Source organism: Streptomyces sp. NBC_00016 (genome assembly GCF_045040885.1).
Lineage (GTDB): Bacteria > Actinomycetota > Actinomycetes > Streptomycetales > Streptomycetaceae > Streptomyces > Streptomyces coriariae.
Window position 1 is genome coordinate 8,439,437 of the sequence record NZ_CP108304.1, and the last position, 23,813, is coordinate 8,463,249.

Below are 23,813 nucleotides of genomic sequence, written 5' to 3' on the forward strand. Positions count from 1 at the left end.
TGCGCCACATTTCAACACCTTTCGAAATGCGCCCCCTTTGTGCTCCCGTGCCCCCACTAGCGTCCCGTGGCCATGGGACACCTGGACCACGCCGCCTTCGGCTGGCTGACCCCCGTGCTGTCGTACGTGATGGCCTGCGTGGGCGCCGCCCTCGGGCTGCGCTGCACCGTGCGGGCACTCGGCGCCACCGGACGCTCGCGCCGCAACTGGCTGATCACCGCCGCCTCGGCGATCGGCACCGGAATCTGGACCATGCACTTCGTGGCCATGCTCGGCTTCGCCGTCAGCGGCACCGACATCCGCTACGACGTTCCGCTGACCGTGCTCAGTCTTCTCGTCGCCATGGTCGTCGTCTGCGCCGGTGTCTTCGCCGTCGGCTACAGCCGTGACCGCACGCGCGCGTTGCTGATCGGCGGCCTCACCACCGGCCTGGGGGTGGCCAGCATGCACTACCTGGGCATGGCCGCCGTCCGCCTGCACGCGGACGTGACCTACGATCCCGTCCGCGTCGGACTGTCCGTCCTGATCGCCGTCGTCGCGGCCACCGCGGCCCTCTGGGCGGCGCTCAACATCAGGTCGCCGATCGCGGTCACCCTCGCCTCCCTCGTCATGGGCGCGGCGGTGAGCAGCATGCACTACACCGCGATGTTCGCGGTGAGCGTCCATGTCACGCCCTCCGGCGAGCCGCTGCCGGGGGCCTCGGCCATGCAGTTCATCTTCCCCCTCGCCGTCGGCCTCGGCTCCTATCTCTTCCTGACCTCGGCCTTCGTCGCGCTGTCACCCACCACGGGGGAGCGCGAGGCGTCAGCCTCGGCCCAGCAGCCCGTGGACAGCCTCACCGTCCGACAGCAGGCCCGGCCCGTCTGACCCCGACCGGCCCGTCCCTGAACCCCTTCCGAGCGAGGAGGCCATGCGTACACCCCGTAGGACCCCCACGGCAGGCGCCGACGCGCCGCCCCCCACACGCGGGCGCCGCGCCCACGCCGGACCGCCCGCCGACGAGGGCGCGGACGAGCAGATCGACACGCCCGCGGACGCGATACCCCCGCGCGCGGAGCGCTGGCGCATCAGGCCGCGCACCGTACGCGCCAAGATCGTCTGCCTGCTGATGGTGCCGGTCGTCTCCCTGCTCGCTCTGTGGGCGTACGCCACCGTCAGCACCGCCCAGGACGTCTCCGGGCTGCGCCAGTTGCAGCGCGTGGACTCCCAGGTCCGCGCCCCCGTGGCAGCCGCGGTGGCCGCCCTCCAGACCGAGCGGGCGGCCGCCGTACGCTACGCGACGGAGCCCGCCCCCGGGCAGGGCGGCGACCTGAAGGCACTCGCGGAACGCACGGACCGCGCGGTGGGCCGGCTGCGGCTGGGCGACGACGCCACCGTCGCCGACGGCCAGGACCTGCCCACGGGAGTGGCCCAGCGGCTCGAGACGTTCGTCTCCGGGGCCGAGGGGCTGCCTTCGCTGCGGACCGCGGTCCTGGACGGCAGCGCCGGCTGGGAGGAGACGTACGGCCGGTACACGAGCACGATCTCGGCGGCCTTCTCGGTCGGCGGTGCCCTCTCCGGCGTCCAGGACGCCGAACTCGGCTCGGACGCGCGCGTGCTGCTCGAGTTCTCCCGCGCGGGGGAGGCACTGGCCCAGGAAGGCGCCGTGCTCGCCGGCGCGCGCCTCGCCGGACGCCTCGACGGAGAGCGCCTGCGGCTCTTCACCGGCGCCGTCGACACCCGCCGCACCCTGACGGAATCGGCCGTCGCGGACCTGCGCGGACCCGAACGCACCGCCTGGCAGCGGCTCGCCGCAGGCACCACCTACGCGGCCCTGTACGCCGCCGAGGACAGGGCCCTCGCCTACGGGCCCGGCGCGAAGGCGCTCACCGCCGCACCCGCGAGCGTCTGGGACAAGGCCCACGCGCGCGTGCAGAACGGGATGCGGACGATCGAGGCGGACGCCGGACGCGGTGTCGCCGACCGCGCCGACCCGTTCACCCGCGGTCTGCTCACCTCGGCCGGCGCCGCTGTCCTGCTCGGCCTCGCCGCCGTAGTCGCCTCGCTCGTCATCTCCGTGCGCATCGGCCGCGGACTCGTCGTCGAGCTGGTCAGCCTGCGCAACAGCGCACTGGAGATCGCCCGGCGCAAACTCCCCGAGGCCATGCGGAAGCTGCGCGCCGGGGAGGAGATCGACGTCCGCGCCGAAGCGCCGCCGGGACCTCCCTCGGAGGACGAGACCGGGCAGGTCGCCCAGGCACTGGGCACCGTGCACCGCGCAGCACTGCGGGCCGCCGTGGAACGCGCCGAACTGGCCAGCGGCATCTCCGGGGTGTTCGTCAACCTCGCCCGCCGCAGCCAGGTCCTCGTCCATCGTCAGCTGAGCCTTCTGGACAGCATGGAGCGCCGCTCGGACGATCCGAACGAGCTGAGCGACCTCTTCCGGCTCGACCATCTCACCACCCGCATGCGGCGCCACGCGGAGAGCCTGATCATCCTCTCCGGGGCGGCGCCCGGCCGGGCCTGGCGCATGCCGGTGTCCCTCACCAACGTGGTGCGTGCCGCCGTCTCCGAGGTCGAGGACTACGCGCGCGTGGAGGTACGGCAGCTCCCGGAGGCAGCCGTCATCGGCACCGCCGTCGCCGACCTCACCCATCTGCTCGCCGAACTCGTCGAGAACGCCGCCCAGTTCTCGCCCCCGCACACGCGGGTGCGGGTCACCGGCGAACCCGTGGGCAACGGCTACGCCGTCGAGGTCGAGGACCGTGGCCTCGGCATGGGCAAGGAGACCTTCACCGAGGCCAATCGGCGCATCGCGCAGTCGGAGGCGCTCGACCTGTTCGACAGCGATCAGCTCGGCCTGTTCGTGGTCAGCAGGCTCGCCGCTCGCCACGGCATCAAGGTCCATCTGCGGACCTCGCCCTACGGCGGTACCACCGCGGTGGTCCTGCTGCCGACGGCGCTGCTGCACAGCGGCAAGCCGGAACGTTCCGCCCGTGAGGTCGCGGAGACCGGGCCACTGCCGGCGGAACGCGTGTACGCGCGCGTGTCCGCCGCGGACCGGCACACCGCCGACCGGCGTCAGGAAGCCGTCCCCGCCTCCGCCGACCGCCCCGCGCTGGTGGCCCCCGTCCGAACCGCTTCCGTCAAAGCCGCTTCCGTCAAGCCCGCTTCCGTACGAGCCGCCGCCGAACCGGAGGCTGCCGAACCGGCGGCCGCCGACCCCCCGCCTCCCGGAGTCACCGCCTTGCGCCTGCACCGTCCCCCGGACGACGCCGAAGGATCGGACGACCTCCCGCGCCGGGTTCGGCAGGCCAACCTCGCCCCCCAACTGCGCAGGACACACACCGAGGAACCGACCCGGCCACCCGGCCCGCGCGGCGACGAAGGGCGCACCCCCGAGCTCGTACGGGACCGGATGTCCGCGTACCGGAAGGGCTGGGCACGCGGCGGCGGCAGACAGCCCGGCCACGGAACCGCCCCGGAACCCGAACCGGGCGGCGACAGCAGCGAAGGAGACCCCAGATGATCCAGGACCCGAGCACGAGGTCGGCCCAGCGGTCCGGCGAACTCGACTGGCTGCTGGACGACTTGGTGATGCGCGTGAGCGAGGTACGGCACGCGGTGGTGCTGTCCAACGACGGACTCGCCGTCGGTGCCTCGACGGACCTCAGGAGAGAGGACGCCGAACACCTCGCCGCCGTCGCCTCCGGATTCCACAGCCTCGCCAAGGGCGCGGGCCGCCATTTCGGCGCCGGCGGAGTGCGCCAGACCATGGTGGAGATGGACGACGGCTTCCTGTTCGTGGCCGCCGCGGGCGACGGCTCCTGCCTCGCCGTCCTCACCGCCGTGACCGCCGACATCGGTCTCGTCGCCTACGAGATGGCGCGCCTGGTCAAGCGGGTCGGAGAGCACCTCTACACGGCGCCACGGCTCGCCGGGCGCCCGACCGCCGCCGGATGAGGCCAGAGAGCGACCCACACAGATGACCGAGGACATGACCGGCACCCCGCGCGAGCTGGGCAGCCAGTGGTACGACAACGAGGCCGGCCCGCTCGTCCGCCCGTACGCCATGACCGGCGGGCGCACGAAGCCGGGACCCACCGGAGTGCGCTTCGACCTGATCGCCCTGGTCACCCTGGATCCGGGTGCGCCGAGCACGGACGGCATGGCGCTCGGACCGGAACACCGCGCCCTCATCGGACTCTGCCGCACGGAGACCCAGTCCGTCGCAGAGCTCTCGGCGGGTGCGGACCTTCCGGTGGGCGTGGTCCGGGTGCTCCTCGGAGACCTGCTGGAACTCGGCTGCGTCACCGTCAGCCGCCCGGTCCCGCCCGCGCAGCTGCCCGACGAACGGATTCTGCGCGAGGTGATCGAGGGGCTGCGAGCGCTGTAGATGAACCCTCGGACGGACCCGGACGCGTACGGACCCACCGCACACCGACTCGTGCGCGCCTTCGGACACCGAACACGCAAGAGTCGGTCACATCGGGCAGATAGCGGTCGAACCCCTCGGAAAGGGGCCGTGGTTGTCATGATGCTGACTTCGCACTCCGCCGAAACCCCGCGCGACCGCCGCGCCGAGCCACGGCACCCCCGTACCGACCCCGACCGTTGCCGACACTCCCGAGAGAAGTGATCCATGGTCTCCGAACACTCCGACACCACGGGCGGCGACACGGCTCCCCTGGCGTTGAAGATACTGGTCGCCGGCGGATTCGGCGTCGGCAAGACCACCATGGTGGGCGCGGTCAGCGAGATCAAGCCGCTGCGCACCGAGGAACTGCTCAGCGAGGCCGGACAGTCGGTGGACGACACCGACGGCGTGGACCAGAAGGTCACGACGACCGTCGCCATGGACTTCGGCCGGATCACCATCCGTTCCGGCCTCTCCCTGTATCTGTTCGGCACCCCGGGCCAGGACCGCTTCTGGTTCCTGTGGGACGAGTTGTCGCAGGGGGCCCTGGGCGCGGTGGTCCTCGCCGACACCCGGCGTCTGGAGGACTGCTTCCCCGCGGTCGACTACTTCGAGCACCGGCACATCCCGTTCGTGGTGGCCGTCAACTGCTTCGTGGGGACGCGGACATACGGCGCCCAGGACGTCTCGCGCGCCCTCGACCTCGACGGCGGCACCCCCGTCGTCCTGTGCGACGCCCGGGACCGCGACTCGGGGAAGGAGGTGCTGATCCGGCTGGTCGAGTACGCCGGGCGGATGCACACCGCCCGGCTGCTCGACTCCGTGGGCTGACCCGGCCCACGTCTACCCGGTCAGCTGGCGATGCCCTGCTGCGCCAGGACCTTGTCGATCGCGACACGGACGAGCAGTTCGCCCGGCACGCCGTTGCGGGCACCGAACTCCTCGGCGCGCTCCTCGCCCATGTACCGCGCGGCGATCCGTGTCGCCCAGTGCCGGACCTCGTCGAGGTCCTCCGAGATGCGGGCCCGGCCCTGCAGCACCACGTAGTCGAAGGGCGGCCGGTCGTCGTCCATGCACAGGGCGACCCGGCCGTCCCGCGCCAGATTGCGGCCCTTCACCGTTTCCTTGCCGGTGTTGAACACCACCTCGTCCCCGTCGAGCAGGAACCAGATCGGCGCCACATGCGGACTTCCGTCGGCCCGTACGGTGGACAGCTTCGCGGTGCGGGTTCCGTGCGTGACGAACGCCCGCCATTCCTCATCGGTCATCTTGTGTGCCATGCCGCCATCCTCCTTGCTCCCGCGGTCGCTCCTGGGGAAGGCTGGCGGGCAGATTCTCCGGCGATGCGGAGGGTCACACGGGGAATGTCACACGGGGAGCGGGACATGGCGCAGAACCAGGGGCTGGGCTGGCTGTTGGACGACCTGACGGAGCGCGTCGACCATGTACGGCACGCACTCGTCCTGTCCAACGACGGGCTGGTGGCGGGCGCGAGTGCGGGACTGCTCCGGGAGGACGCGGAGCACCTCGCCGCCGTCTCGTCCGGACTGCACAGCCTGGCGAAGGGATCGGGGCGTCACTTCAGCGCGGGCCGAGTGCGCCAGACGATGATCGAGTTCGACGACGCGGTGCTGTTCGTCACCGCCGCGGGCACCGGCAGTTGTCTGTGCGTGCTCAGCGAGGCGGAGGCCGACATGGGCCAGATCGCCTACGAGATGACCCTGCTCGTCAACCGGGTCGGAGAGCACCTCACCGTGGACGCCCGGCAGCCCGACCGCGCTCCACTCGATGACCTCTGACCTGCACTTTCTCCCTCCTTCGTGGAGTTATCCACAGGCTCGCCTCGATGTCGGCGATTTCGGCTACGGTTTTTTCCGAGGCCACCGCCGACCGTGCGGGCCTGCTTCACTCCACTTCACTCCACGGGGGAGACGACCATGTCCGGCAACACCGTCACGCGACCACTTTCCGCTTCCTGCACGCCGAGCCGGGCAGCGCGGGAACTGGATCTGAAGCGGAGCGAGTTCGACCTCGCCGTGCACCTCGGCCGCATCAGGACCATGCCCGACGAGGGCGGAGGGGGCCGTCGGGTGGCCCGGGCGGAGATCGAACGTCTGCGCTCGGACCCCGGCTTCCCCGAGGCACTGCGCGCGAGCGTGCTGGCCGTGGGGACCAGCGAGGGCGCCGCCGTGATGGGCGTGCCCCCGGCCCGGTTCACCCGCCTCGCGCGGCTCGGACTGGTGGTGCCGGTCAGGTTTTATCTGAACCGCTATCGGGCCGTCGTCTGGCTCTATCTCGCCGACGAACTGAAGCAGTTCGCCACTGACGGGACCAACGCCTTCCTGCTGACCGGCCGCACGCCCGAGGTACTGCGGAGCCAGCTGGATGCGGGTGTCGACCTGCGGTCCCGCAACTGGCGGGGACGCCACCTGGGCTTCCTGCACCGACAGGCCGAGGGCCCCTGGCAACGCGCCGGAGTCCTGGCCGGGTTCCTCGACCCCCTCCAGGTCGCGGCGGTCGTCGGGGACCCCTACGAACGCTCGCACCTGAACAGGTTCCGGCCCCGGCCGCCCGCCCAGGGCACCCCCGGCACACCGGCCGCGCACCTCGTGGAGAAGATCATGACGGCCGACGACCCCGACGAGATCGACTGGCTGAGGTACGACCTGGAACGAACCCTGGCAGAGGCACGGGCCGAGCAGCCCGCGCCACGGCCTGCCTGGAAACCGGCCCCGACACCCCCGGCCGGGCCACCGGACCGGCCCGAGGACACCGACCGGCCCGACCGGCCGACCCGCGGACTGCTGACCTGGCTACGCCGCCGAAGCGGGTGACGCACCGGATCTACAGCGCCCTGAACAACCCTTCCTGGACGACGGACACCAGCAGGCGTCCCTCCAGGTCGTAGATCCGGCCACGGGCCAGTCCCCGTCCGCCGGTGGCGATCGGCGACTCCTGGTCGTACAGGAACCACTCGTCCGCGCGGAACGGCCGATGGAACCACATCGCGTGGTCCAGCGACGCCATGTCGAAGTTCCGCGGACCCCACAAGGGCTCGACTGGGAGACGGACGGCGTCCAGGAGGGTCATGTCACTGGCGTACGTGAGCGCGCAGGTGTGGACGAGCGGATCGTCGCCCAGCGGCCCCACGGCGCGCATCCACACCGCGCTGCGCGGCTCCGCTTCCTTGACGTCCTCGGCGCTCCAGCGCAACCGGTCCGCGTACCGGATGTCGAAGGGCTGACGGCGCGCCATCCGCTCCAACTGCTCGGGCAACTCGCCCAGATGCTTCCGGATCTCCTCGACGACGGTCGGCAGGGACTCCGGGTCCGGGACCTCGCGAGCCGGCGGCAGCTGGTGCTCGAAAGGACCTTCCTCAGGCTTGTGAAAGGAGGCGGTGAGATTGAAGATCGTGCGCCCCTGCTGCACGGCGGTGACCCGGCGCGTCGTGAAGGACCGCCCGTCCCGCACCCGTTCGACCTGGTACACGATCGGCACGCCCGGCCGGCCCGGACGCAGAAAGTACGCGTGCAGCGAGTGCACGGGCCGGTCTCCCTCGGTGGTCCGGCCGGCCGCGACCAGCGCCTGGCCCGCCACCTGGCCACCGAAGACCCGCTGCAGGGACTCCTGCGGGCTGCGGCCGCGGAAGATGTTGACCTCGATCTGCTCGAGGTCGAGCAGGTCGACGAGCCTCTCGGCCGGATTCGTCATCGGTGCGCTTCTCCTGTGCCCTCTTCGGTACTCACAACTGGCCCACGGCGGTGACCCGGACGACCGCGCGGCCCTCGGCGTCGGAAGCCGTGAGGTCGACCTCCGCGCTGATGCCCCAGTCGTGGTCGTCGTTCGGGTCGTCGAAGATCTGGCGGACCCGCCACAGGGCGTTCTGCGGCTCCTCCTGGATGACGAGCAGCTTGGGGCCTCGCGCGTCCGGGCCGGTGCTGAGGTCGTCGTACTCGTCCCAGTACTTGTCCATCGCCTCGCCCCAGGCGTCGGCGTCCCAACCGGACTCGCCGTCCATCTCACCGAGTTCGGCGACATGGTCGAGAGCGGCGAGCTCGACACGGCGGAACATCGCGTTGCGGACCAGGACGCGGAAGGCACGCGAGTTGGCCGTGACGGGCTTGACCTCGTCGGCCTTCTCCTGGGCCTCCTCGGCGGTCATCTCCGCCGGGTTGGCGAGCTGCTCCCACTCGTCCAGCAGACTCGAGTCCACCTGGCGCACCATCTCGCCCAGCCACTCCACCAGGTCCTGGAGATCCTCCGACTTGAGGTCGTCCGGGACGGTGTGGTCGAGGGCCTTGTAGGCGCCGGCCAGGTAACGCAGCACGATGCCCTCGGTGCGTGCCAGCTCGTAGTGGGACACCAGCTCGGTGAACGACATCGCCCGCTCGTACATGTCACGGATGACGGACTTCGGCGACAACGGATGGTCGCCGACCCACGGGTGGCTCTTGCGGTAGGTGTCGTACGCGTGGAAGAGCAGCTCCTCCAGGGGCTTCGGGTACGTGATGTCCTGGAGGCGTTCCATCCGCTCCTCGTACTCGACGCCGTCCGCCTTCATCAAGGCCACCGCCTCACCGCGCGCCTTGTTCTGCTGAGCGGCCAGGATCTGACGCGGTTCGTCCAACGTGGACTCCACGACGGAGACCATGTCGAGAGCGTAGGAGGGCGACTCCGGGTCGAGGAGTTCGAACGCGGCCAGCGCGAAGGTGGACAGCGGCTGGTTCAGCGCGAAGTCCTGCTGGAGGTCCACGGTGAGGCGGACCACGCGGCCGGAGGCGTCCGGTTCGTCGAGCTTCTCGACGACCCCGCCGTCCAGCAGCGAGCGGTAGATCGCGATCGCGCGCCGGATGTGCCGAAGCTGCTGCTTGCGCGGCTCGTGGTTGTCCTCGAGCAGATGCCGCATCGCCTCGAAGGCGTTGCCGGGCCGGGCGATCACCGACAGCAGCATCGTGTGCGTGACCCGGAAGCGGGACGTCAGCGGCTCCGGCTCGGACTCGATGAGCTTGTCGAAGGTGTTCTCCGCCCAGCCCACGAATCCTTCGGGCGCCTTCTTGCGCACCACCTTGCGACGCTTCTTCGGGTCGTCACCGGCCTTGTTGAGGGCCTTCTCGTTCTCGATGACGTGCTCGGGAGCCTGCGCCACCACCAGACCCGCCGTGTCGAAGCCGGCCCGGCCGGCCCGGCCCGCGATCTGGTGGAACTCACGGGCCCGCAGGGTACGCACCCGGTTGCCGTCGTACTTGGTCAGCGCCGTGAACAGCACCGTCCGGATGGGCACGTTGACGCCCACACCGAGGGTGTCCGTACCGCAGATCACCTTCAGCAGTCCGGCCTGGGCGAGCTTCTCCACCAGACGCCGGTACTTGGGCAGCATGCCGGCGTGGTGGACGCCGATGCCGTGCCGCACGTAGCGCGAGAGGTTACGGCCGAACTTCGTGGTGAAGCGGAAGTTGCCGATCAGGTCGGCGATCCGTTCCTTCTCCTCGCGCGAGCACATGTTGATGCTCATCAGCGCCTGCGCCCGCTCCACCGCCTGCGCCTGCGTGAAGTGCACGATGTAGACGGGCGCCTGCTTCGTGACCAGCAGGTCGCTGAGCGTCTCCGTCATCGGTGTGTACCGGTACTCGTAGGACAGCGGCACCGGCCGGGTCGCCGAGCGGACCACCGACGTGGGGCGGCCCGTGCGCCGGGCGAGGTCCTGCTCGAAGAACGACACGTCGCCGAGCGTGGCCGACATCAGCACGAACTGCGCCTGGGGCAACTCCAGGATGGGGATCTGCCAGGCCCAGCCGCGGTCGCCCTCCGCGTAGAAGTGGAACTCGTCCATGACGACCTGACCGACATCGGCGTTCTTGCCGTCGCGCAACGCGATCGAGGCGAGCACTTCGGCGGTGCAGCAGATGACCGGGGCGTCGGAGTTCACCGACGCGTCGCCGGTCAGCATGCCGACGTTCTCCGTGCCGAAGATCTTGCACAGTTCGAAGAACTTCTCCGACACCAGGGCCTTGATCGGAGCCGTGTAGAAGGTGACCTCGTCACGAGCGAGAGCCGCGAAGTGCGCGGCCGCCGCGATCATGCTCTTGCCGGAGCCGGTGGGCGTCGACACGATCACGTTCGCCCCGGAGACCACCTCGATCAGCGCCTCCTCCTGGTGGGGGTAGAGCGTCAGACCACGCTCCTGCGCCCAGGACTCGAAGGCTTCGTACAGGGCGTCGGGATCTGCGGTCGGCGGCAACTGATCGATGAGGGTCACGCCCCCATCTTGCCTGTCCTCGTCCCTGATGGGGGAATCGGATGCCGGCCCGAAGATCACGACCGCTACGCTGTGTCGCCGACGGAGCGTCAACGCACCCGGTCAACTGGACAGCGGCATTCGAGGAATAGGGCGGGCACCGGCCATGATGGGACCAGCACACTCACTGTCGGGCGCGGCCGCCTGGCTCGGCGTCGGTGCGGCCGCCGCCGCGGCCGGGCACACGATGCCCTGGCCGGTCCTGCTCGCGGGTGCGCTGATCTGCGCCGGAGCCGCGCTCGCCCCGGACCTCGACCACAAGGCGGCCACCATCTCGCGGGCCTTCGGACCCGTCTCGCGCTGGCTGTGCGAGATCGTCGACAAGCTCTCCTACGCCGTCTACAAGGGCACCAGGAAGCAGGGCGACCCGCGCCGCTCCGGAGGCCACCGAACCCTGACGCACACCTGGCTGTGGGCCGTCATGATCGGCGGAGGCGCCTCGGCGCTGGCGATCACGGGTGGCCGCTGGGCGGTCCTGGCGCTGCTCTTCGTACACATGGTGCTGGCGATCGAGGGGCTGCTGTGGCGGGCGGCCCGGGGATCCAGCAGCGATGTGCTGGTGTGGCTGCTGGCCGCGACCAGCGCCTGGATCCTCGCCGGTGTCCTGGACAAGCCGGGCAACGGCTCGGACTGGCTGTTCACGGACCCGGGCCAGCAGTACCTGTGGCTGGGACTGCCGATCGTGCTGGGCGCCCTGGTGCACGACATCGGCGACGCCCTGACCGTCTCGGGCTGCCCGGTCCTGTGGCCCATCCCGATCGGGCGCAAGCGCTGGTACCCGATCGGTCCGCCCAAGGTGATGCGGTTCCGGGCCGGCAGCTGGGTCGAGCTGAAGGTGCTGATGCCCGTGTTCATGCTGCTCGGGGGAGTGGGCGGCGCGGCCGCCCTCAACTACATCTGACGAGCGACCCGACTGCCGCCGTCGGCGGTGGCGACGGCGGTGGCAGTGGCGACGGCAGTGGTTCAGGTCATCGCCCCGCCGTCGCCGTAGCGCCGCTCGAAGCGGGCGACCCGGCCCTCCGTGTCCACGGTGCGCGCCTTGCCCGTGTAGAAGGGGTGGCTCTCGGAGGAGATCTCCACGTCCACGACCGGGTACGTCTCGCCGTCGTCCCACTCGATGGTCTGATCGCTGCCGGCGGTGGACCGGGTCAGGAAGGCGTAGCCGGCGGTCCGGTCGCGGAACACGACCGCGTGGTAGTCGGGCTGCTTGTCCTGCTGCATGAGGGCTCCTCGTGCGATGGCAATGGCGATGGCGATGGTGCTGCCGACGGAGATGGAGACGGCGGCGACGGGCCGGAAACCGCCGGGGCCGCCGAGGACGGGTCAGCCGGACAGGGCGTCCTCGTCGACGATGTGCATCGCGGCCTCCTCGGCGGAGGCCGCCGCGCCGTCGATGCCCACGTCCGTGGCGATCAGTGCGCTCTCCTCGTCCTCGTGGGCTCCCTCGTCCGGCGCCACGAGCCTGCCGGAGCGAGCGGAGCCGACCTCGTTGTCGAGGAGTTCCCCGTCGGTGCCGTCGCAATCGCCGAGGCCGTCGCCGTCCGGCGCACCGGGCTCCGGGACCTCCTCTGCGAGCCGCTGATCAAGGCTCTCGCCCTGTCGGCGCTCCGCGGCGGTCACACCGTCGTGTTCCACCGCCCAGGGGCGGTCCGGCGGGGACCAACCGCGATCGAGAGGGTCCTCGACGCCGTCGTTCTCCAGCGTGTCCTCGGTATCGAGCAGTCCCGAGTCTTCCTGGATGTCGGACGCGTCGGGCTGGTAGACGTCGTCCCCCCATCCGTCGGCACTGTTCACGGGTACCTCCAGGGGGTGACGGCCCCGTACTCATCGCGGTCGGCGGCGGGGTGCCGCCGCACGGGGCACCGGTCGAGCGCGGTGTGTTCCGGAGGGATCCCGACTGCCTTCCGCGCGGGTGCCGCTTTCCAGCGTTCCACCCCGCTTCGGGACCGCGCAACGCCAGAGGAGGTACGAAGGCCGCGCCGGGCCGCCTTTACCCGGGCGTGGGGGCCGCGACCCGAGGCCGCCCCTGTCCCCGGGGCACGCAGCTCGCAGCCCGGCGAGGCGGCAGCCGAGGGTGCCGGCGGCGGCACCGGACCAGGCGTCGCCGTCACCCCAGACACTGACACCGGCACTGGTACGGGACCAGGTACTCGCACCGGCGCAGGCCCGGACATCGGCACCGGCGCGGGCCCGGACATCGACCCAGGCACCGACACCGACCCAGGCACCAGCTCGGGCACCGGCCCAGGCTTCGGCACCGGCCCATACACTCGCGCCGCCCGCGCCGCAGGCGCTCTCACGCCTCGCGCCGGAGTCCGTCGGCCGCCCCCGCCGCTTCGCTCCTCAGTCGTGCCACGACCGCCAGAGGGCCGCGTACGCGCCGTCCGCCGCGACCAGCTCGGTGTGGCTGCCCAGCTCGCTGATGCGGCCGTTCTCGACGACCGCGATGACGTCGGCGTCGTGGGCGGTGTGCAGACGGTGGGCGATGGCGACGACGGTGCGCCCGTCCAGGACGCGGGCGAGGGACCGCTCCAGGTGGCGGGCGGCGCGCGGGTCGAGCAGCGAGGTCGCCTCGTCCAGGACCAGCGTGTGGGGGTCGGCCAGGACCAGCCGGGCCAGGGCGATCTGCTGGGCCTGGGCCGGGGTGAGCGCGACACCGCCGGAGCCGACCTCGGTGTCGAGGCCGTCGTCCAGGGCCCGGGCCCAGCCGTCTGCGTCGACCGCGCCCAGGGCCGCCCACAGCTCGGTGTCCTCGGCGCTCTTGGCGCTTTCGCGGGTTTCAGCGCCCTCCGCGCCCTCCGCGCCCTCCGCGCCCTCCGCGCCCTCCGCGGCGGTCGAGGCCGTCGAGGCTTCCTCGCTCGGGTGGAGTCGCGCGTGGGGGAGGGCGAGCCGGAGGTTGTCGCGCAGGGAGCCCACGAAGACGTGGTGCTCCTGGTTGACGAGCGCCACATGGGAGCGGACCCGTTCCGCGGTCATCCGCGACAGCTCGGCGCCGCCGAGAGTGATCCGGCCGTCGCGCGGCGCGTAGATCCCGGCGAGCAGCCGCCCCAGGGTGGACTTCCCCGCACCCGAGGGTCCGACCAGAGCCAGCCGGGTGCCGGGGGAGACCTCCAGGGTCACCTTGCGCAGCACGTCGACGCCCTCCCGGTAGCCGAAGTGGACCCGGTCGGCGTGCACGTCGCGCCCGTCCGGCACGAGCTCGGAGTCGCCGCCGTCCGGCTCGATGTCACGCACTCCGACGAGGCGGGCGAGCGACACCTGGGCCACCTGGAGCTCGTCGTACCAGCGCAGGATGAGGTTCACGGGGTCGACGAGCATCTGCGCCAGCAGCGCGCCCGTCGTCAGCTGGCCGACCCCGATCCAGCCCTTCAGCACGAACGCCCCGCCGAGCATCAGGACCGAGCCGAGCACGGTGACGTGCACCATGTTGATGACCGGGAACAGCACCGAGCGCAGCCACAGCGTGTAGCGCTCCCAGGCGGTCCACTGCTGGATGCGCTGCTCGGAGAGCGCGATACGGCGGTCGCCCAGCCGGTGGGCCTCCACGGTGCGGCCGGCGTCCACGGTCTCGGCGAGGGCGGCGGCCACGGACGCGTAGCCGGCGGCCTCCGAGCGGTAGCCGGCGGGCGCCCGCTTGAAGTACCAGCGGCACCCGGCCACCAGCAGAGGCACCGCGACCAGGACGGCCGGCGCCAGCGGCGGCGCCGTGACGACGAGCCCGCCGAGCAGCAGCAGAGCCCACATCACGCCGATCGTCAGCTGGGGCACGGCCTCGCGCATCGCGTTGGCCAGCCGGTCGATGTCCGTGGTGATGCGGGACAACAGGTCGCCGGTCCCGGCCCGCTCCAGCACGCCCGGCGGCAGCCGCACCGAGCGTACGAGGAAGTCCTCGCGCAGGTCGGCCAGCATCCGCTCGCCGAGCATCGCGCCGCGCAGCCGCACCTGCCGTACGAAGGCGGCCTGGACGACCAGGGCGAGCACGAACAGGGTGGCGATGAGCCCGAGATGGAGTTCGCGCGCGCCGTCCGACAGCCGTTCCACGAGGTCACCGAGCAGCCATGGGCCCACCATCGAGGCGACCGTGGCGACCGTGTTCACGAGCAGGAGGAGAAGAAAGGCGCGGCGGTGCCGGCGCAGGAGTTCGGCCACGTAGGCGCGGACGGTCGCGGGGGCGCCGACGGGCAGCGTGTTCGCCGTCGTCGGTGCCGCCGGGTCGTACGCGGGCGGCGCCACGCCGATCATGCGGTCTCCTCGATCTCTTCGCGTTCGATCTCTTCGCGCTCGATCTCTTTGCGTTCGATCTCTGCGAGTCGGTTGTCTTCCAGGTCCTTCAACACACCGCTCAGGGAAGGCTCTCCGTCCTCGAGGGCCTTGCCCAGCGCGGCTTCTTCCTCGGTCTCCCTGGTCACCACGGCCCGGTACCGGGGTTCGGAGCGCAGCAGTTCGCGGTGCACGCCCACCGCTACGGCTTCGCCCTCGTGCACCAGCACGACCCGGTCGGCGCGGTCCAGCAGCAGGGGGGACGAGGTGAACACCACCGTCGTGCGCCCCGACCGCAGTTCGCGCAGCCCCTCGGCGATCCGTGCCTCGGTGTGCGAGTCGACGGCGGAGGTGGGCTCGTCCAGGACGAGGACCTCGGGGTCCGTGTACAGGGAGCGGGCCAGCGCGAGCCGTTGCCGCTGGCCGCCGGAGAGGGACCGGCCGCGTTCGGTGATGCGGGCGTCCATCGGGTCGTCGGCGTCCAGCGAACCCTGCACGAGTGCGTCGAGGACGTCCCCGCACTGGGCGGCGGCCAGCGCCGCACCCGCGTCGACCGCACCCGAGGCGGGCACGTCGAGCAGGTCGCGCAGGGAACCGGACAGCAGCACCGGGTCCTTGTCCTGGACGAGGACCGAGGTGCGCGCGGAGTCCAGCGGCAGCTCGTTCAGCGGGACCCCGCCGAGCAGTACCGAAGGGCTGTCCTCCGGGGGATGCCCGCCCAGCCGCTCCGCCAGCTGTCCGGCCGCGTCCGGGTCGCCGCACACCACTGCGGTGAACCGGGCGGTCGGGGCGAGCAGCCCGGTGGCGGGGTCGTACAGGTCGCCCGAGGGAGCGTCGGCCGCCCGCGAGCCGCCGATGTCGGTGACCCGCTCCAGGGACAGCACCCGGGCGGCGCGTTTGGCCGACGGGCGCGAGAAGGAGTAGGCCATCGCGATCTCCTCGAAGTGCCTGAGGGGATAGGCCAGGACCATGACGGAGCTGTAGACCGTGACCAGTTCGCCGACGGTGATGCGGCCCTCGCGGGCCAGGTGGACGCCGTAGCAGACGACCGTGATCAGCAGCAGGCCGGGCAGCAGCACCTGGATGGCGCTGATCAGCGACCACATGCGGGCGCTGCGCACGGCCGCGTGCCGGACCTCCTGCGAGGCGCTGCGGTAGCGGTCGAGGAACAGTTCCTCGCCGCCGATCCCGCGGAGCACCCGCAGACCGGCCACGGTGTCCGAGGCCAGTTCGGTGGCGCGTCCGGCCTTCTCGCGCTGGACGTCGGCCCGTCGCGTCGCCGGGGGCAGCAGGGGCAGCACGGCGAGTGCGAGAACGGGCAGGCCCACGGCGACCACCAGGCCGAGCGCCGGCTGGTAGACGACCAGGCCGACGCAGACCAGCAGGACCGTGAGGGCAGCGGCGGTGAAGCGGGACACCGCCTCCACGAGCCAGCCGATCTTCTCGACGTCTCCTGTGGAGACGGCCACGACCTCACCGGCCGCGACCCGCCGGGTCAGCGCGGAGCCGAGCTGCGAGGCCTTGCGGGCGAGCAGTTGCTGCACCCGGGCGGCGGCGGTGATCCAGTTGGTGACGGCGGCGCGGTGCAGGAAGGTGTCCCCGATCGCGGTGGCGGCACCGCACAGGGCCATCGCGCCGCCGGTGAGGGCGAGCCGGGTACCGGAACGGTCCACCACGGCCTCGATGGCGAACCCGACGCAGAACGGCTGCGCCGAGACGGCGACGAAGTGCAGCAGCCCCCAGGCCAGGGACTTGAGCTGGCCGCCCAGCTGGTTGCGGCCGAGCCACCACAGGAAGCGGGGTCCCGAGCGTGCGTCCGGCACGCCCGGGTCGGGGTACGGAAGGTCTTGGATCTGCATGACGTCCCAGTGGCTCGAGTCAGGGGTAGGGGGAGAAGGAGACAGGGGGAGAAGGAGACGGGAGGGGGGAGGCGCGGACGGACGAGCGGGAAGGTCCGCGGGGAGCGGCAACAAACCGTGCAAGGTTCGCGTCGCAGCTTGGTCAAAATCAACCGGTTTTCCATGGCGGCGGCCGGATCCGGCAGCTGTCCGACACGGCCCGGATGTCCGGAACCTGCCGCTGATGCCCGGAAAGCGGTGCGAGCATGGGCCGATGCGACATGGCTATGCGCGGCGCGCGGGAGCCGCGCCGGTGATCTGCGGCCTCCTGCTCGCGGCCTTGTCCGCGTGCGGTGGTGCGGCCGTGCAACACGGGAGTGACGGTACGTCGGGAGCGGCCGGCGGGAGGGGCGGGACCTCGCCGAGCGCCGCCCCGACGACCGGCGTCCCGGGGGTCGGTGACCGGCTGCAACGGCGGATCCCCGCTGTTTCCCGCCAGGTTGTGGCGGTGTACGGCGACGGGAAGGACTCTGCGGACGCCACCGTCGTGCTCTACGCCGGAAGGGGACCGTCCTGGGAGCGCGTCCGAAGCTGGCGGGGGCACAACGGCAAGAAGGGCTGGACCGCCGAGCACCACGCCGGCGACAACCGCAGTCCGGTCGGCGTGTTCACGCTCACCGACGCGGGTGGTGTCCTGGCCGATCCCGGTACCAGGCTGCCGTACACGCGGTCCGCCTCTTTCGCGGCGCCGCGCTGGTGGGCGCGGTCGCACTGGCACGACTTCGACTACGTCATCGCCATCGACTACAACCGCGTCAAGGGTGCTCCGCCCGACGACCCGACGCGGCCCGAGGGTGAGGAGAAGGGCGGGGGGATCTGGCTGCACCTGGACCACGGCAGCGGCACGTCGGCCTGCGTCAGCCTGTCCCGGGCGGCGATGGAACAGCTGCTGCGCACCCTCGACCCGGATCGGCATCCCGTGGTGGTCATGGGGGACAGGGCCGCGCTGAAGGGCCAGGCCGCGTCCGGCCTGGCTCTCGCGACGGAGGCGTCATTGCGGGGAACGGTCGACTCCCCGTAGAACACCGGCCATGAGAAGCCGGATCATCATGTCCATGCTCACCGGAGGGATCCTCCTGGCGAGCACCGTCCTGGGGAGCGGCACGGCGCGAGCGGACGCCTCCTCGTCTTCCTCGTCCTCGTCGTCCCCGCCGTCCCCGCCGTCCCCGCCGTCCTCGTCCGCTTCGGAGTCGGCGTCTGCGTCTGCGTCAGCGTCCGCTTCGGGCGAGGTCCCCGCCGAGTTCGGGAGCGACTGGCACGACCCCCTCACCGCCGCCCCGCCCGTGACCAGGCCCCATGCCAAGAGCTGCCAGGTCACCCTCGCCGAGGCGCAGTTCCGCGACTTCACGCCGTACCGGGGCTCGTACACCCCGCCGGACGGCTGCGGCGACCGCTGGAGCAAGGTGGTGCTGCGCCTCGACGGCAAGGTCAAGGGGCGGCAGTTCGACCGGCTCGGCCATCTGCACGTCGGAGGCGTGGAGATCTTCCGTACCTCGACGCCCGAGCCGTCGCCCGACGGGATCGAGTGGTCCGTCGAGAAGGACGTCACCCGTTACTCCGACACGTTCCGCTCCGCCCGGGACGTGGAGATGCTCATAGGCAACGTCGTCGACGACACCTACACGGGCGTGATCGACGTCAAGGTGACGCTCACCTTCTACGTGGGGAAACCGGCCGCGACCGCCCCCGACCGTGTCCTCACCCTGGCCGACGGTCCGGGCGGCACGACCCTCACCACGCCCCGCAACAGCGAGCGTCTCGTCGCCGAGGTGTACGCCACCGGTTCGGGCGGCGGGTGCGAGGAGTACTGGTATCTGACCGTGCCCGCGACCGCGCCGTACTCGTGTCGGTCGGACGACGGGCCCTATCGGGAGGTGCAGGTCGAGGTCGACGGCCGACTGGCCGGAATCGCCGCCCCCTTCCCGACCGTCTGGACCGGCGGTTGGTCCAACCCCTTCCTCTGGTACGTGGTTCCGGGTCCCCGGGCCTTCGACATCAAGCCGATCGAATACGACCTGACCCCCTTCGCCGGGATCCTCAACGACGGCCGTCCGCACCGTGTGGAGGTGTCCGTCGTCGGGGTGTCCGAGGGTCAGAGCGGCTGGAGCACACCCGTCAACGTGCTGGTCTGGCAGGACCCGGGGAAGACCGTCGTAGGCGGCGGGCTCCTGACGCACGAGGCGGGTGAACTCACCGACTCCGCCACCTACACGCCCGGCACGGAGCACCGCGTCGACACCGAGGGCGGGCACCGTCTGACCGTCTCCGGGTACCTCGACACCTCGCACGGACGTGTGCGGACCACCGTGACCCGCGCCCTCGCGAACACCTCCGCGCACCGTTGGACCGACGGTGAGACCGTGGACGGCCTCGACGCCACCTGGACGGACGAGGAGTCGGTCACCGTCGACGGCCGTGGACCGGCCCGTACGACGCGCACCCACCGGACCTACACGATGAACGGCACCACCACCCTCGGCGCCGACGACCGGCTCCGCACCGTGCTGACCCTCGGCGACCGGGCCGACTCGGTGACGACCCGGAACGGTCGACGCACGTCGTGGTCATGGCTCGACGACACATACACGGGTGACGCCACCTTCACCGTCAACGTGCCCCGGGATCAGCGCCATGCCGTCGGCACGACGAGCGAGCGCTACCGGCTGTACGGCTCGGACGGCTGCCACGACCGGCGACTGACCACGAGGCAGGGGGTGCTGACCGAGGATCACGGAGGCTGCTGAGCCGGGAACGCGTGCGACGCGTCACTCGAGGCGGGATTTACACAGAGGAAACGCGCAGGTCTCGTGCGCGATCAACGGCACCTTCACAGTGATCGCTACGGAAGCCGCTTTCCGCATCGCAGAAGTCCTGTCCGTCTCCGTCAGGGCTTCCGCGTGCCGCCATCCCCCCAAGGAGTGCCCGTGCCGCCGTCCGTCCCGTCCCTGCCGCGACGCGTCGCACGCATACTGCGTACCTCACTCTTCGCGCAGGTCGCCTGCGCGCTCGTCCTCGGAATCGTCGTCGGAAAGCTGTGGCCCGACGTGGCCACGGATCTCCAACCGCTCGGCGACGGTTTCACCCGGCTCATCAAGACGATCATCTCGCCCCTGGTGTTCTGTGTGGTCGTCGTCGGCATCGCCAAGGCCGGTGACCTGAAGGCCTTCGGCCGGATCGGGCTCAAGGCCCTGATCTGGTTCGAGGTCGCGAGCACGCTCGCGCTGGTCATCGGACTGCTCGCCGCCAACATCGTCCAGCCAGGCTCGGGGATGAACGTGGACCCCGCCACGCTGGACACCTCGGCGGTCGACGCGAAGACGGGCGGCGGTTCGCTGCCCTCGACGACCGAGTTCGTCGTGAACGCGCTGCCCACCAGCTTCATCGGCGCCTTCGCGGAGAACTCCCTGCTCCAGGTGCTCATCCTGGCCTGTCTGGTGGGCTCCGCGCTGCTGCACCTCGGCCACACCAAGGTGCCGAAGGTCCTGCCGGCCGTCGAGCAGGCGCAGGAGATCATCTTCGCGATCGTCGGCTTCGTCATGCGGCTGGCGCCGATCGCCGTGTTCGGCGCGATGGCCGTCCTGATCGGCAACTACGGCCTGGGCGTCATCGAGACCTACGGCAAGCTGATCGTGCTGTGCTACGTGGCCGCCGCCCTGTTCATCACGCTGCTCGCCGTCGCCCTGCGGCTGGTCACCGGCCTGAGTCTGTGGAAGTTCCTGCGCTACATCCGCGAGGAGATGCTCCTCGCGCTCGGCACCGCCTCCACCGAGTCCGTCATGCCGCGCGTGATGCAGAAGCTGCGCAAGGCCGGCGCGCGCGACGACGCCGTGGGCCTGGTGCTGCCCACCGGCTACTCCTTCAACCTCGACGGTGCCTCGCTCTACCTGTCCATCGGCACCCTGTTCATCGCGCAGGCGGTGGGCGTGGACCTCAGCCTGGGCCAGCAGATCACCGTGATCCTGGTGCTCATGCTCACCAGCAAGGGCATGGCCGGCATCCCCGGCTCGGCCTTCCTCGCCCTGTCCGCGACCGCCTCCTCGCTGGGGGCCATCCCCGCCGGCGCCGTCGCCCTGCTGCTGGGCGTGGACCGCATCATGGACTCGATGCGCGTCGTCACCAACCTCCTCGGCAACTGCGTGGCGGTCTTCGCCGTCTCCCGCTGGGAGGGCGCGCTGGACCTGGAGCGGGCCAGGAAGGTCCTGGACGGCGAGACCGTCGCCATGCCGGACGAGGAGCCGGGCGGCCCCGCGAAGCCGGTGGGGTCGCAGCGCCCGGAAGACTCCGAGCGCTCCGAAGGCTCCGAGCATTCGGAGGGTCCGGCCGGTCCGGCTGGTTCGGCGAGTCCGGAGAGTTCGGAAGCGGCGGGTGGGATACCGGTGGTCGTCTCCGCCGGGTCCGGGTCCGGGTCCGGGTCGGCGCCCGCCAAGGAGACCGCCCCCGAGAGCGGTTGACCGGACGGCGCCGACGCGTCAACGGGCCGTGGCCGCCCCTCCAGCAGTACGGAGGGGCGGCCACGGCCCGTTCTCACGGGCTCAGCAGGTGCGCCCCTGCTCCCGTCCCTGCCCCTGGCCTTGTCCGTGTCCGTCTCCGTGTCCGTGCTTCGGTCCCCGTTCCGGGTTCCCGTCCACCAGTGCGTCCAGCAACTCGCTCAGCACCTGGCGTTCGAGGTCCGTCAGCGGATCGAGGATCTCCTCCGCGGCGGACATCCGTGCCCCGCGCAGCTGCCGCAGGGCCTTGCGGCCGTCCTCCGTGAGCTCGATCCGGATCACCCGCCGGTTGGTGGGATCCGGCACCCGCCGCACCTTGCCGCTCCCCTCCAGCCCGTCGACCAGGGTCGTGATCGCCCGGGGCACCACCTCGAGCCGCTCGGCGAGGTCGGCCATGCGCGGCGGCGAGTCGCAGTGCGCCAGTGTGCGCAACAGCCGGGCCTGGGCCGGGGTGACGCCGAGCCCGCTCCGCTCCAGATGGTGCTTCTGGATGCGGTGCACCCGGCGCGTGAGCCGCAGCAGTTGCTCCGCGAGCAGACTGTCGGAATCGGGGGTGGTCATACGGGAACAATATCAGGACGCCGTTCATTGTGAGTATAGGTAACAATGAGCTATGCTCCGTCAGTCCTCATCGTCTCACCCTCCGTAGGAGCCATGCCCCGCGACCACATCGACTGGACCCCCTCGCCCGGCACCTCGACCGAACAGCCCCGGCAGGTGCGCCGCATCCTCACCCTCTTCAAGCCCTACCGTGCCCGGCTCGCGGTCGTCGGCCTGCTGGTCGCCGCCGCCTCGCTGGTCGCCGTGGCCACCCCGTTCCTGCTGAAGGAGACGCTGGACGTCGCCATCCCCGAGGGGCGCACGGGCCTGCTGAGCCTCCTCGCCCTCGGCATGATCCTCAGCGCCGTCCTGGGCGGTGTCTTCGGCGTCCTTCAGACCCTGATCTCCACGACCGTCGGCCAGCGCGTCATGCACGACCTGCGGACAGCCGTCTACGACCGCCTCCAGCGGATGTCCCTCGCCTTCTTCACGCGCACGCGTACCGGCGAGGTCCAGTCCCGCATCGCCAACGACATCGGCGGCATGCAGGCCACCGTCACCTCCACCGCCACCTCCCTGGTCTCCAACTTCACCAGCGTGGTCGCCACCATCATCGCGATGGTCGCCCTCGACTGGCGGCTGACCGTCGTCTCGCTGCTCCTGCTGCCGGTGTTCGTGTGGATCAGCCGTCGCGTCGGCAACGAACGCAAGAAGATCACCACCCAGCGGCAGAAGCAGATGGCCGCGATGGCCGCCACGGTCACCGAGTCGCTGTCGGTCAGCGGCATCCTGCTCGGCCGCACCATGGGCCGCTCCGACTCCCTCACGCGGTCCTTCGCCGACGAGTCCGAGCAACTGGTCGACCTCGAGGTGCGGTCGAACATGGCCGGGCGCTGGCGCATGGCCGTGATCGGGATCGTCATGTCCGCCATGCCGGCCTTCATCTACTGGACCGCGGGCGTGACCCTTCAGCTCGGCGGCCCCGGTGCCTCGCTCGGTACGATCGTCGCCTTCGTCTCGCTCCAGCAGGGCCTGTTCCGCCCGGCCGTCAGCCTCCTGTCGACCGGTGTGCAGATCCAGACCTCCCTCGCGCTCTTCCAGCGCATCTTCGAGTACCTCGACCTGCCCATCGACATCACCGAGCAGGACGATCCGGTCCGACTCGACCAGATCAAGGGTGAGGTCCGCTTCGAGGACGTCTCCTTCCGGTACGACGACAAGGGCGGCCCCGTCCTCGACGGCATCGACATCGACGTCCCCGCCGGCGGCAGCCTCGCGGTGGTCGGCCCGACCGGCGCCGGCAAGTCCACGCTGGGCTATCTGGTGCCGCGCCTGTATGACGTGACGGGCGGCCGGGTCACCCTCGACGGCGTCGACGTCCGGGACCTCGACTTCGACACCCTCGCGCGCGCGGTCGGCGTCGTCTCGCAGGAGACGTACCTCTTCCACGCCACGGTCGCCGACAACCTGCGCTTCGCCAAGCCGGACGCCACCGACGAGGAGCTGCACGCGGCAGCCCGGGCGGCGCAGATCCACGACCACATCGCCGCCCTGCCCGACGGCTACGACACGGTCGTCGGTGAGCGCGGCCACCGGTTCTCCGGCGGCGAGAAGCAGCGGCTGGCCATCGCCCGCACCATCCTGCGCGACCCGCCGGTGCTGATCCTCGACGAGGCGACCAGCGCCCTCGACACCCGCACGGAACGGGCCGTCCAGGACGCCATCGACGCGCTCTCGGCGAACCGCACCACGCTCACCATCGCCCATCGGCTGTCCACCATTCGGGGTGCCGACCAGATCGTGGTCCTCGACTCCGGCCAGGTGGCCGAACGGGGCACGCACGAGGAGCTGTTGGAGCGGGACGGGCGGTACGCGGCCCTGGTGCGACGGGACGCCCGTCTGGAGTCGACAAGATGAAAGTATGGCAAGTTATGCCG

Annotated in this window: 20 protein-coding genes; 12 read left to right on the forward strand and 8 right to left on the reverse strand. The window is 71.1% G+C overall.

Annotation, left to right across the window (positions count from 1 at the left end):
- Positions 1 to 72 precede the first annotated feature (72 nt).
- The 5 genes from OG933_RS37485 (at position 73) to OG933_RS37505 (ending at position 5,227) form a co-directional block, all read left to right on the forward strand.
- Positions 73 to 867: an MHYT domain-containing protein gene (locus OG933_RS37485; RefSeq protein WP_362268254.1), complete on the forward strand. Its 795-nt coding sequence runs from the start codon at positions 73 to 75 to the stop codon at positions 865 to 867.
- A 43-nt stretch (positions 868 to 910) separates the two neighbouring features.
- On the forward strand, positions 911 to 3,508 hold the full coding sequence (locus tag OG933_RS37490) for a nitrate- and nitrite sensing domain-containing protein (protein ID WP_405631383.1): 2,598 nt from the start codon (positions 911 to 913) through the stop codon (positions 3,506 to 3,508).
- A complete protein-coding gene (locus OG933_RS37495; RefSeq protein ID WP_054240559.1) occupies positions 3,505 to 3,942 on the forward strand; it encodes a roadblock/LC7 domain-containing protein in 438 nt (145 codons plus the stop codon). Before OG933_RS37490 ends, OG933_RS37495 begins: the two co-directional genes overlap by 4 nt.
- 22 nt (positions 3,943 to 3,964) lie before the next feature.
- The gene (locus OG933_RS37500) at positions 3,965 to 4,375 is read left to right on the forward strand and encodes a DUF742 domain-containing protein (protein ID WP_171395727.1); all 411 of its coding nucleotides are present in this window, start codon (positions 3,965 to 3,967) and stop codon (positions 4,373 to 4,375) included.
- A 246-nt stretch (positions 4,376 to 4,621) separates the two neighbouring features.
- The gene (locus tag OG933_RS37505; RefSeq protein ID WP_020125830.1) at positions 4,622 to 5,227 is read left to right on the forward strand and encodes an ATP/GTP-binding protein; all 606 of its coding nucleotides are present in this window, start codon (positions 4,622 to 4,624) and stop codon (positions 5,225 to 5,227) included.
- A gap of 20 nt (positions 5,228 to 5,247) precedes the next feature.
- Here OG933_RS37505 and OG933_RS37510 read toward each other — a convergent pair whose 3' ends face one another.
- The gene (locus OG933_RS37510; protein ID WP_362528794.1) at positions 5,248 to 5,676 is read right to left on the reverse strand and encodes a PPOX class F420-dependent oxidoreductase; all 429 of its coding nucleotides are present in this window, start codon (positions 5,674 to 5,676) and stop codon (positions 5,248 to 5,250) included.
- 105 nt (positions 5,677 to 5,781) lie between these two features.
- Between OG933_RS37510 and OG933_RS37515 the strand changes: the two genes are divergently transcribed.
- Together OG933_RS37515 and OG933_RS37520 are read left to right on the forward strand one after the other, a co-directional pair.
- Positions 5,782 to 6,195, forward strand: a complete 414-nt coding sequence (locus OG933_RS37515; RefSeq protein WP_362528791.1) for a roadblock/LC7 domain-containing protein — start codon at positions 5,782 to 5,784, stop codon at positions 6,193 to 6,195.
- A 138-nt stretch (positions 6,196 to 6,333) separates the two neighbouring features.
- Positions 6,334 to 7,230, forward strand: coding sequence for a DUF6397 family protein (locus tag OG933_RS37520; RefSeq protein WP_362528788.1), 897 nt, complete (start codon positions 6,334 to 6,336; stop codon positions 7,228 to 7,230).
- 10 nt (positions 7,231 to 7,240) lie between these two features.
- Here the strand turns inward: OG933_RS37520 and OG933_RS37525 are convergent, their stop codons facing one another.
- Entirely contained in the window at positions 7,241 to 8,107 is an 867-nt protein-coding gene (locus tag OG933_RS37525) for an acyl-CoA thioesterase II (RefSeq protein ID WP_054240563.1), read from the reverse strand.
- Positions 8,108 to 8,138: 31 nt separating this feature from the next.
- Complete coding sequence (locus OG933_RS37530; RefSeq protein ID WP_405631386.1) at positions 8,139 to 10,652, reverse strand: DEAD/DEAH box helicase; 2,514 nt, start codon at positions 10,650 to 10,652, stop codon at positions 8,139 to 8,141.
- A 145-nt stretch (positions 10,653 to 10,797) separates the two neighbouring features.
- Between OG933_RS37530 and OG933_RS37535 the strand changes: the two genes are divergently transcribed.
- Positions 10,798 to 11,592, forward strand: coding sequence for a metal-dependent hydrolase (locus OG933_RS37535; protein WP_057605439.1), 795 nt, complete (start codon positions 10,798 to 10,800; stop codon positions 11,590 to 11,592).
- A 62-nt stretch (positions 11,593 to 11,654) separates the two neighbouring features.
- Here OG933_RS37535 and OG933_RS37540 read toward each other — a convergent pair whose 3' ends face one another.
- From OG933_RS37540 to OG933_RS37555, 4 genes are all read right to left on the reverse strand, one after another.
- The gene (locus OG933_RS37540; RefSeq protein ID WP_362268261.1) at positions 11,655 to 11,912 is read right to left on the reverse strand and encodes a type B 50S ribosomal protein L31; all 258 of its coding nucleotides are present in this window, start codon (positions 11,910 to 11,912) and stop codon (positions 11,655 to 11,657) included.
- A 102-nt stretch (positions 11,913 to 12,014) separates the two neighbouring features.
- Entirely contained in the window at positions 12,015 to 12,485 is a 471-nt protein-coding gene (locus OG933_RS37545; protein WP_267023499.1) for a DUF5709 domain-containing protein, read from the reverse strand.
- Between the two features lie 549 nt (positions 12,486 to 13,034).
- A complete protein-coding gene (locus tag OG933_RS37550; RefSeq protein WP_405631387.1) occupies positions 13,035 to 14,933 on the reverse strand; it encodes an ABC transporter ATP-binding protein in 1,899 nt (632 codons plus the stop codon).
- Positions 14,930 to 16,810 carry an ABC transporter transmembrane domain-containing protein gene (locus OG933_RS37555; protein ID WP_405631389.1) on the reverse strand — a complete coding sequence of 627 codons (1,881 nt, stop codon included), beginning with the start codon at positions 16,808 to 16,810 and terminating at the stop codon, positions 14,930 to 14,932. The genes OG933_RS37550 and OG933_RS37555 overlap by 4 nt, the downstream gene beginning before the upstream one ends.
- Before the next feature lie 253 nt (positions 16,811 to 17,063).
- Here OG933_RS37555 and OG933_RS37560 point away from each other — a divergent pair, with 253 nt between their 5' ends.
- The 3 genes from OG933_RS37560 to OG933_RS37570 all read left to right on the forward strand — a co-directional run bounded on the left by OG933_RS37560 (position 17,064) and on the right by OG933_RS37570 (position 21,300).
- The gene (locus tag OG933_RS37560; protein ID WP_405631391.1) at positions 17,064 to 17,870 is read left to right on the forward strand and encodes a L,D-transpeptidase family protein; all 807 of its coding nucleotides are present in this window, start codon (positions 17,064 to 17,066) and stop codon (positions 17,868 to 17,870) included.
- Positions 17,871 to 17,880: 10 nt separating this feature from the next.
- Positions 17,881 to 19,593, forward strand: a complete 1,713-nt coding sequence (locus tag OG933_RS37565; protein WP_405631393.1) for a peptide-N4-asparagine amidase — start codon at positions 17,881 to 17,883, stop codon at positions 19,591 to 19,593.
- 180 nt (positions 19,594 to 19,773) lie between these two features.
- Positions 19,774 to 21,300, forward strand: a complete 1,527-nt coding sequence (locus tag OG933_RS37570; RefSeq protein WP_405631395.1) for a cation:dicarboxylate symporter family transporter — start codon at positions 19,774 to 19,776, stop codon at positions 21,298 to 21,300.
- An 81-nt stretch (positions 21,301 to 21,381) separates the two neighbouring features.
- Here OG933_RS37570 and OG933_RS37575 read toward each other — a convergent pair whose 3' ends face one another.
- A complete protein-coding gene (locus tag OG933_RS37575; RefSeq protein ID WP_405631397.1) occupies positions 21,382 to 21,897 on the reverse strand; it encodes a MarR family winged helix-turn-helix transcriptional regulator in 516 nt (171 codons plus the stop codon).
- A gap of 93 nt (positions 21,898 to 21,990) precedes the next feature.
- Between OG933_RS37575 and OG933_RS37580 the strand changes: the two genes are divergently transcribed.
- Positions 21,991 to 23,793 carry an ABC transporter ATP-binding protein gene (locus tag OG933_RS37580; RefSeq protein ID WP_405631399.1) on the forward strand — a complete coding sequence of 601 codons (1,803 nt, stop codon included), beginning with the start codon at positions 21,991 to 21,993 and terminating at the stop codon, positions 23,791 to 23,793.
- Positions 23,794 to 23,813: the final 20 nt, after the last annotated feature.

Excerpts from the sequence above, each read along its gene's own strand:
- OG933_RS37580 (WP_405631399.1), top strand. The coding sequence starts at position 21,991 with ATGCCCCGCGACCACATCGACTGGACCCCCTCGCCCGGCACCTCGACC.
- OG933_RS37520 (WP_362528788.1), top strand. The coding sequence starts at position 6,334 with ATGTCCGGCAACACCGTCACGCGACCACTTTCCGCTTCCTGCACGCCG.
- OG933_RS37490 (WP_405631383.1), top strand. The coding sequence starts at position 911 with ATGCGTACACCCCGTAGGACCCCCACGGCAGGCGCCGACGCGCCGCCC.
- OG933_RS37485 (WP_362268254.1), top strand. The coding sequence starts at position 73 with ATGGGACACCTGGACCACGCCGCCTTCGGCTGGCTGACCCCCGTGCTG.
- OG933_RS37560 (WP_405631391.1), top strand. The coding sequence starts at position 17,064 with ATGCGACATGGCTATGCGCGGCGCGCGGGAGCCGCGCCGGTGATCTGC.
- OG933_RS37515 (WP_362528791.1), top strand. The coding sequence starts at position 5,782 with ATGGCGCAGAACCAGGGGCTGGGCTGGCTGTTGGACGACCTGACGGAG.
- OG933_RS37505 (WP_020125830.1), top strand. The coding sequence starts at position 4,622 with ATGGTCTCCGAACACTCCGACACCACGGGCGGCGACACGGCTCCCCTG.
- OG933_RS37555 (WP_405631389.1), bottom strand. The coding sequence starts at position 16,810 with ATGCAGATCCAAGACCTTCCGTACCCCGACCCGGGCGTGCCGGACGCA.
- OG933_RS37525 (WP_054240563.1), bottom strand. The coding sequence starts at position 8,107 with ATGACGAATCCGGCCGAGAGGCTCGTCGACCTGCTCGACCTCGAGCAG.
- OG933_RS37540 (WP_362268261.1), bottom strand. The coding sequence starts at position 11,912 with ATGCAGCAGGACAAGCAGCCCGACTACCACGCGGTCGTGTTCCGCGAC.
- OG933_RS37550 (WP_405631387.1), bottom strand. The coding sequence starts at position 14,933 with ATGATCGGCGTGGCGCCGCCCGCGTACGACCCGGCGGCACCGACGACG.
- OG933_RS37495 (WP_054240559.1), top strand. The coding sequence starts at position 3,505 with ATGATCCAGGACCCGAGCACGAGGTCGGCCCAGCGGTCCGGCGAACTC.
- OG933_RS37500 (WP_171395727.1), top strand. The coding sequence starts at position 3,965 with ATGACCGAGGACATGACCGGCACCCCGCGCGAGCTGGGCAGCCAGTGG.
- OG933_RS37575 (WP_405631397.1), bottom strand. The coding sequence starts at position 21,897 with ATGACCACCCCCGATTCCGACAGTCTGCTCGCGGAGCAACTGCTGCGG.
- OG933_RS37510 (WP_362528794.1), bottom strand. The coding sequence starts at position 5,676 with ATGGCACACAAGATGACCGATGAGGAATGGCGGGCGTTCGTCACGCAC.
- OG933_RS37535 (WP_057605439.1), top strand. The coding sequence starts at position 10,798 with ATGATGGGACCAGCACACTCACTGTCGGGCGCGGCCGCCTGGCTCGGC.
- OG933_RS37565 (WP_405631393.1), top strand. The coding sequence starts at position 17,881 with ATGAGAAGCCGGATCATCATGTCCATGCTCACCGGAGGGATCCTCCTG.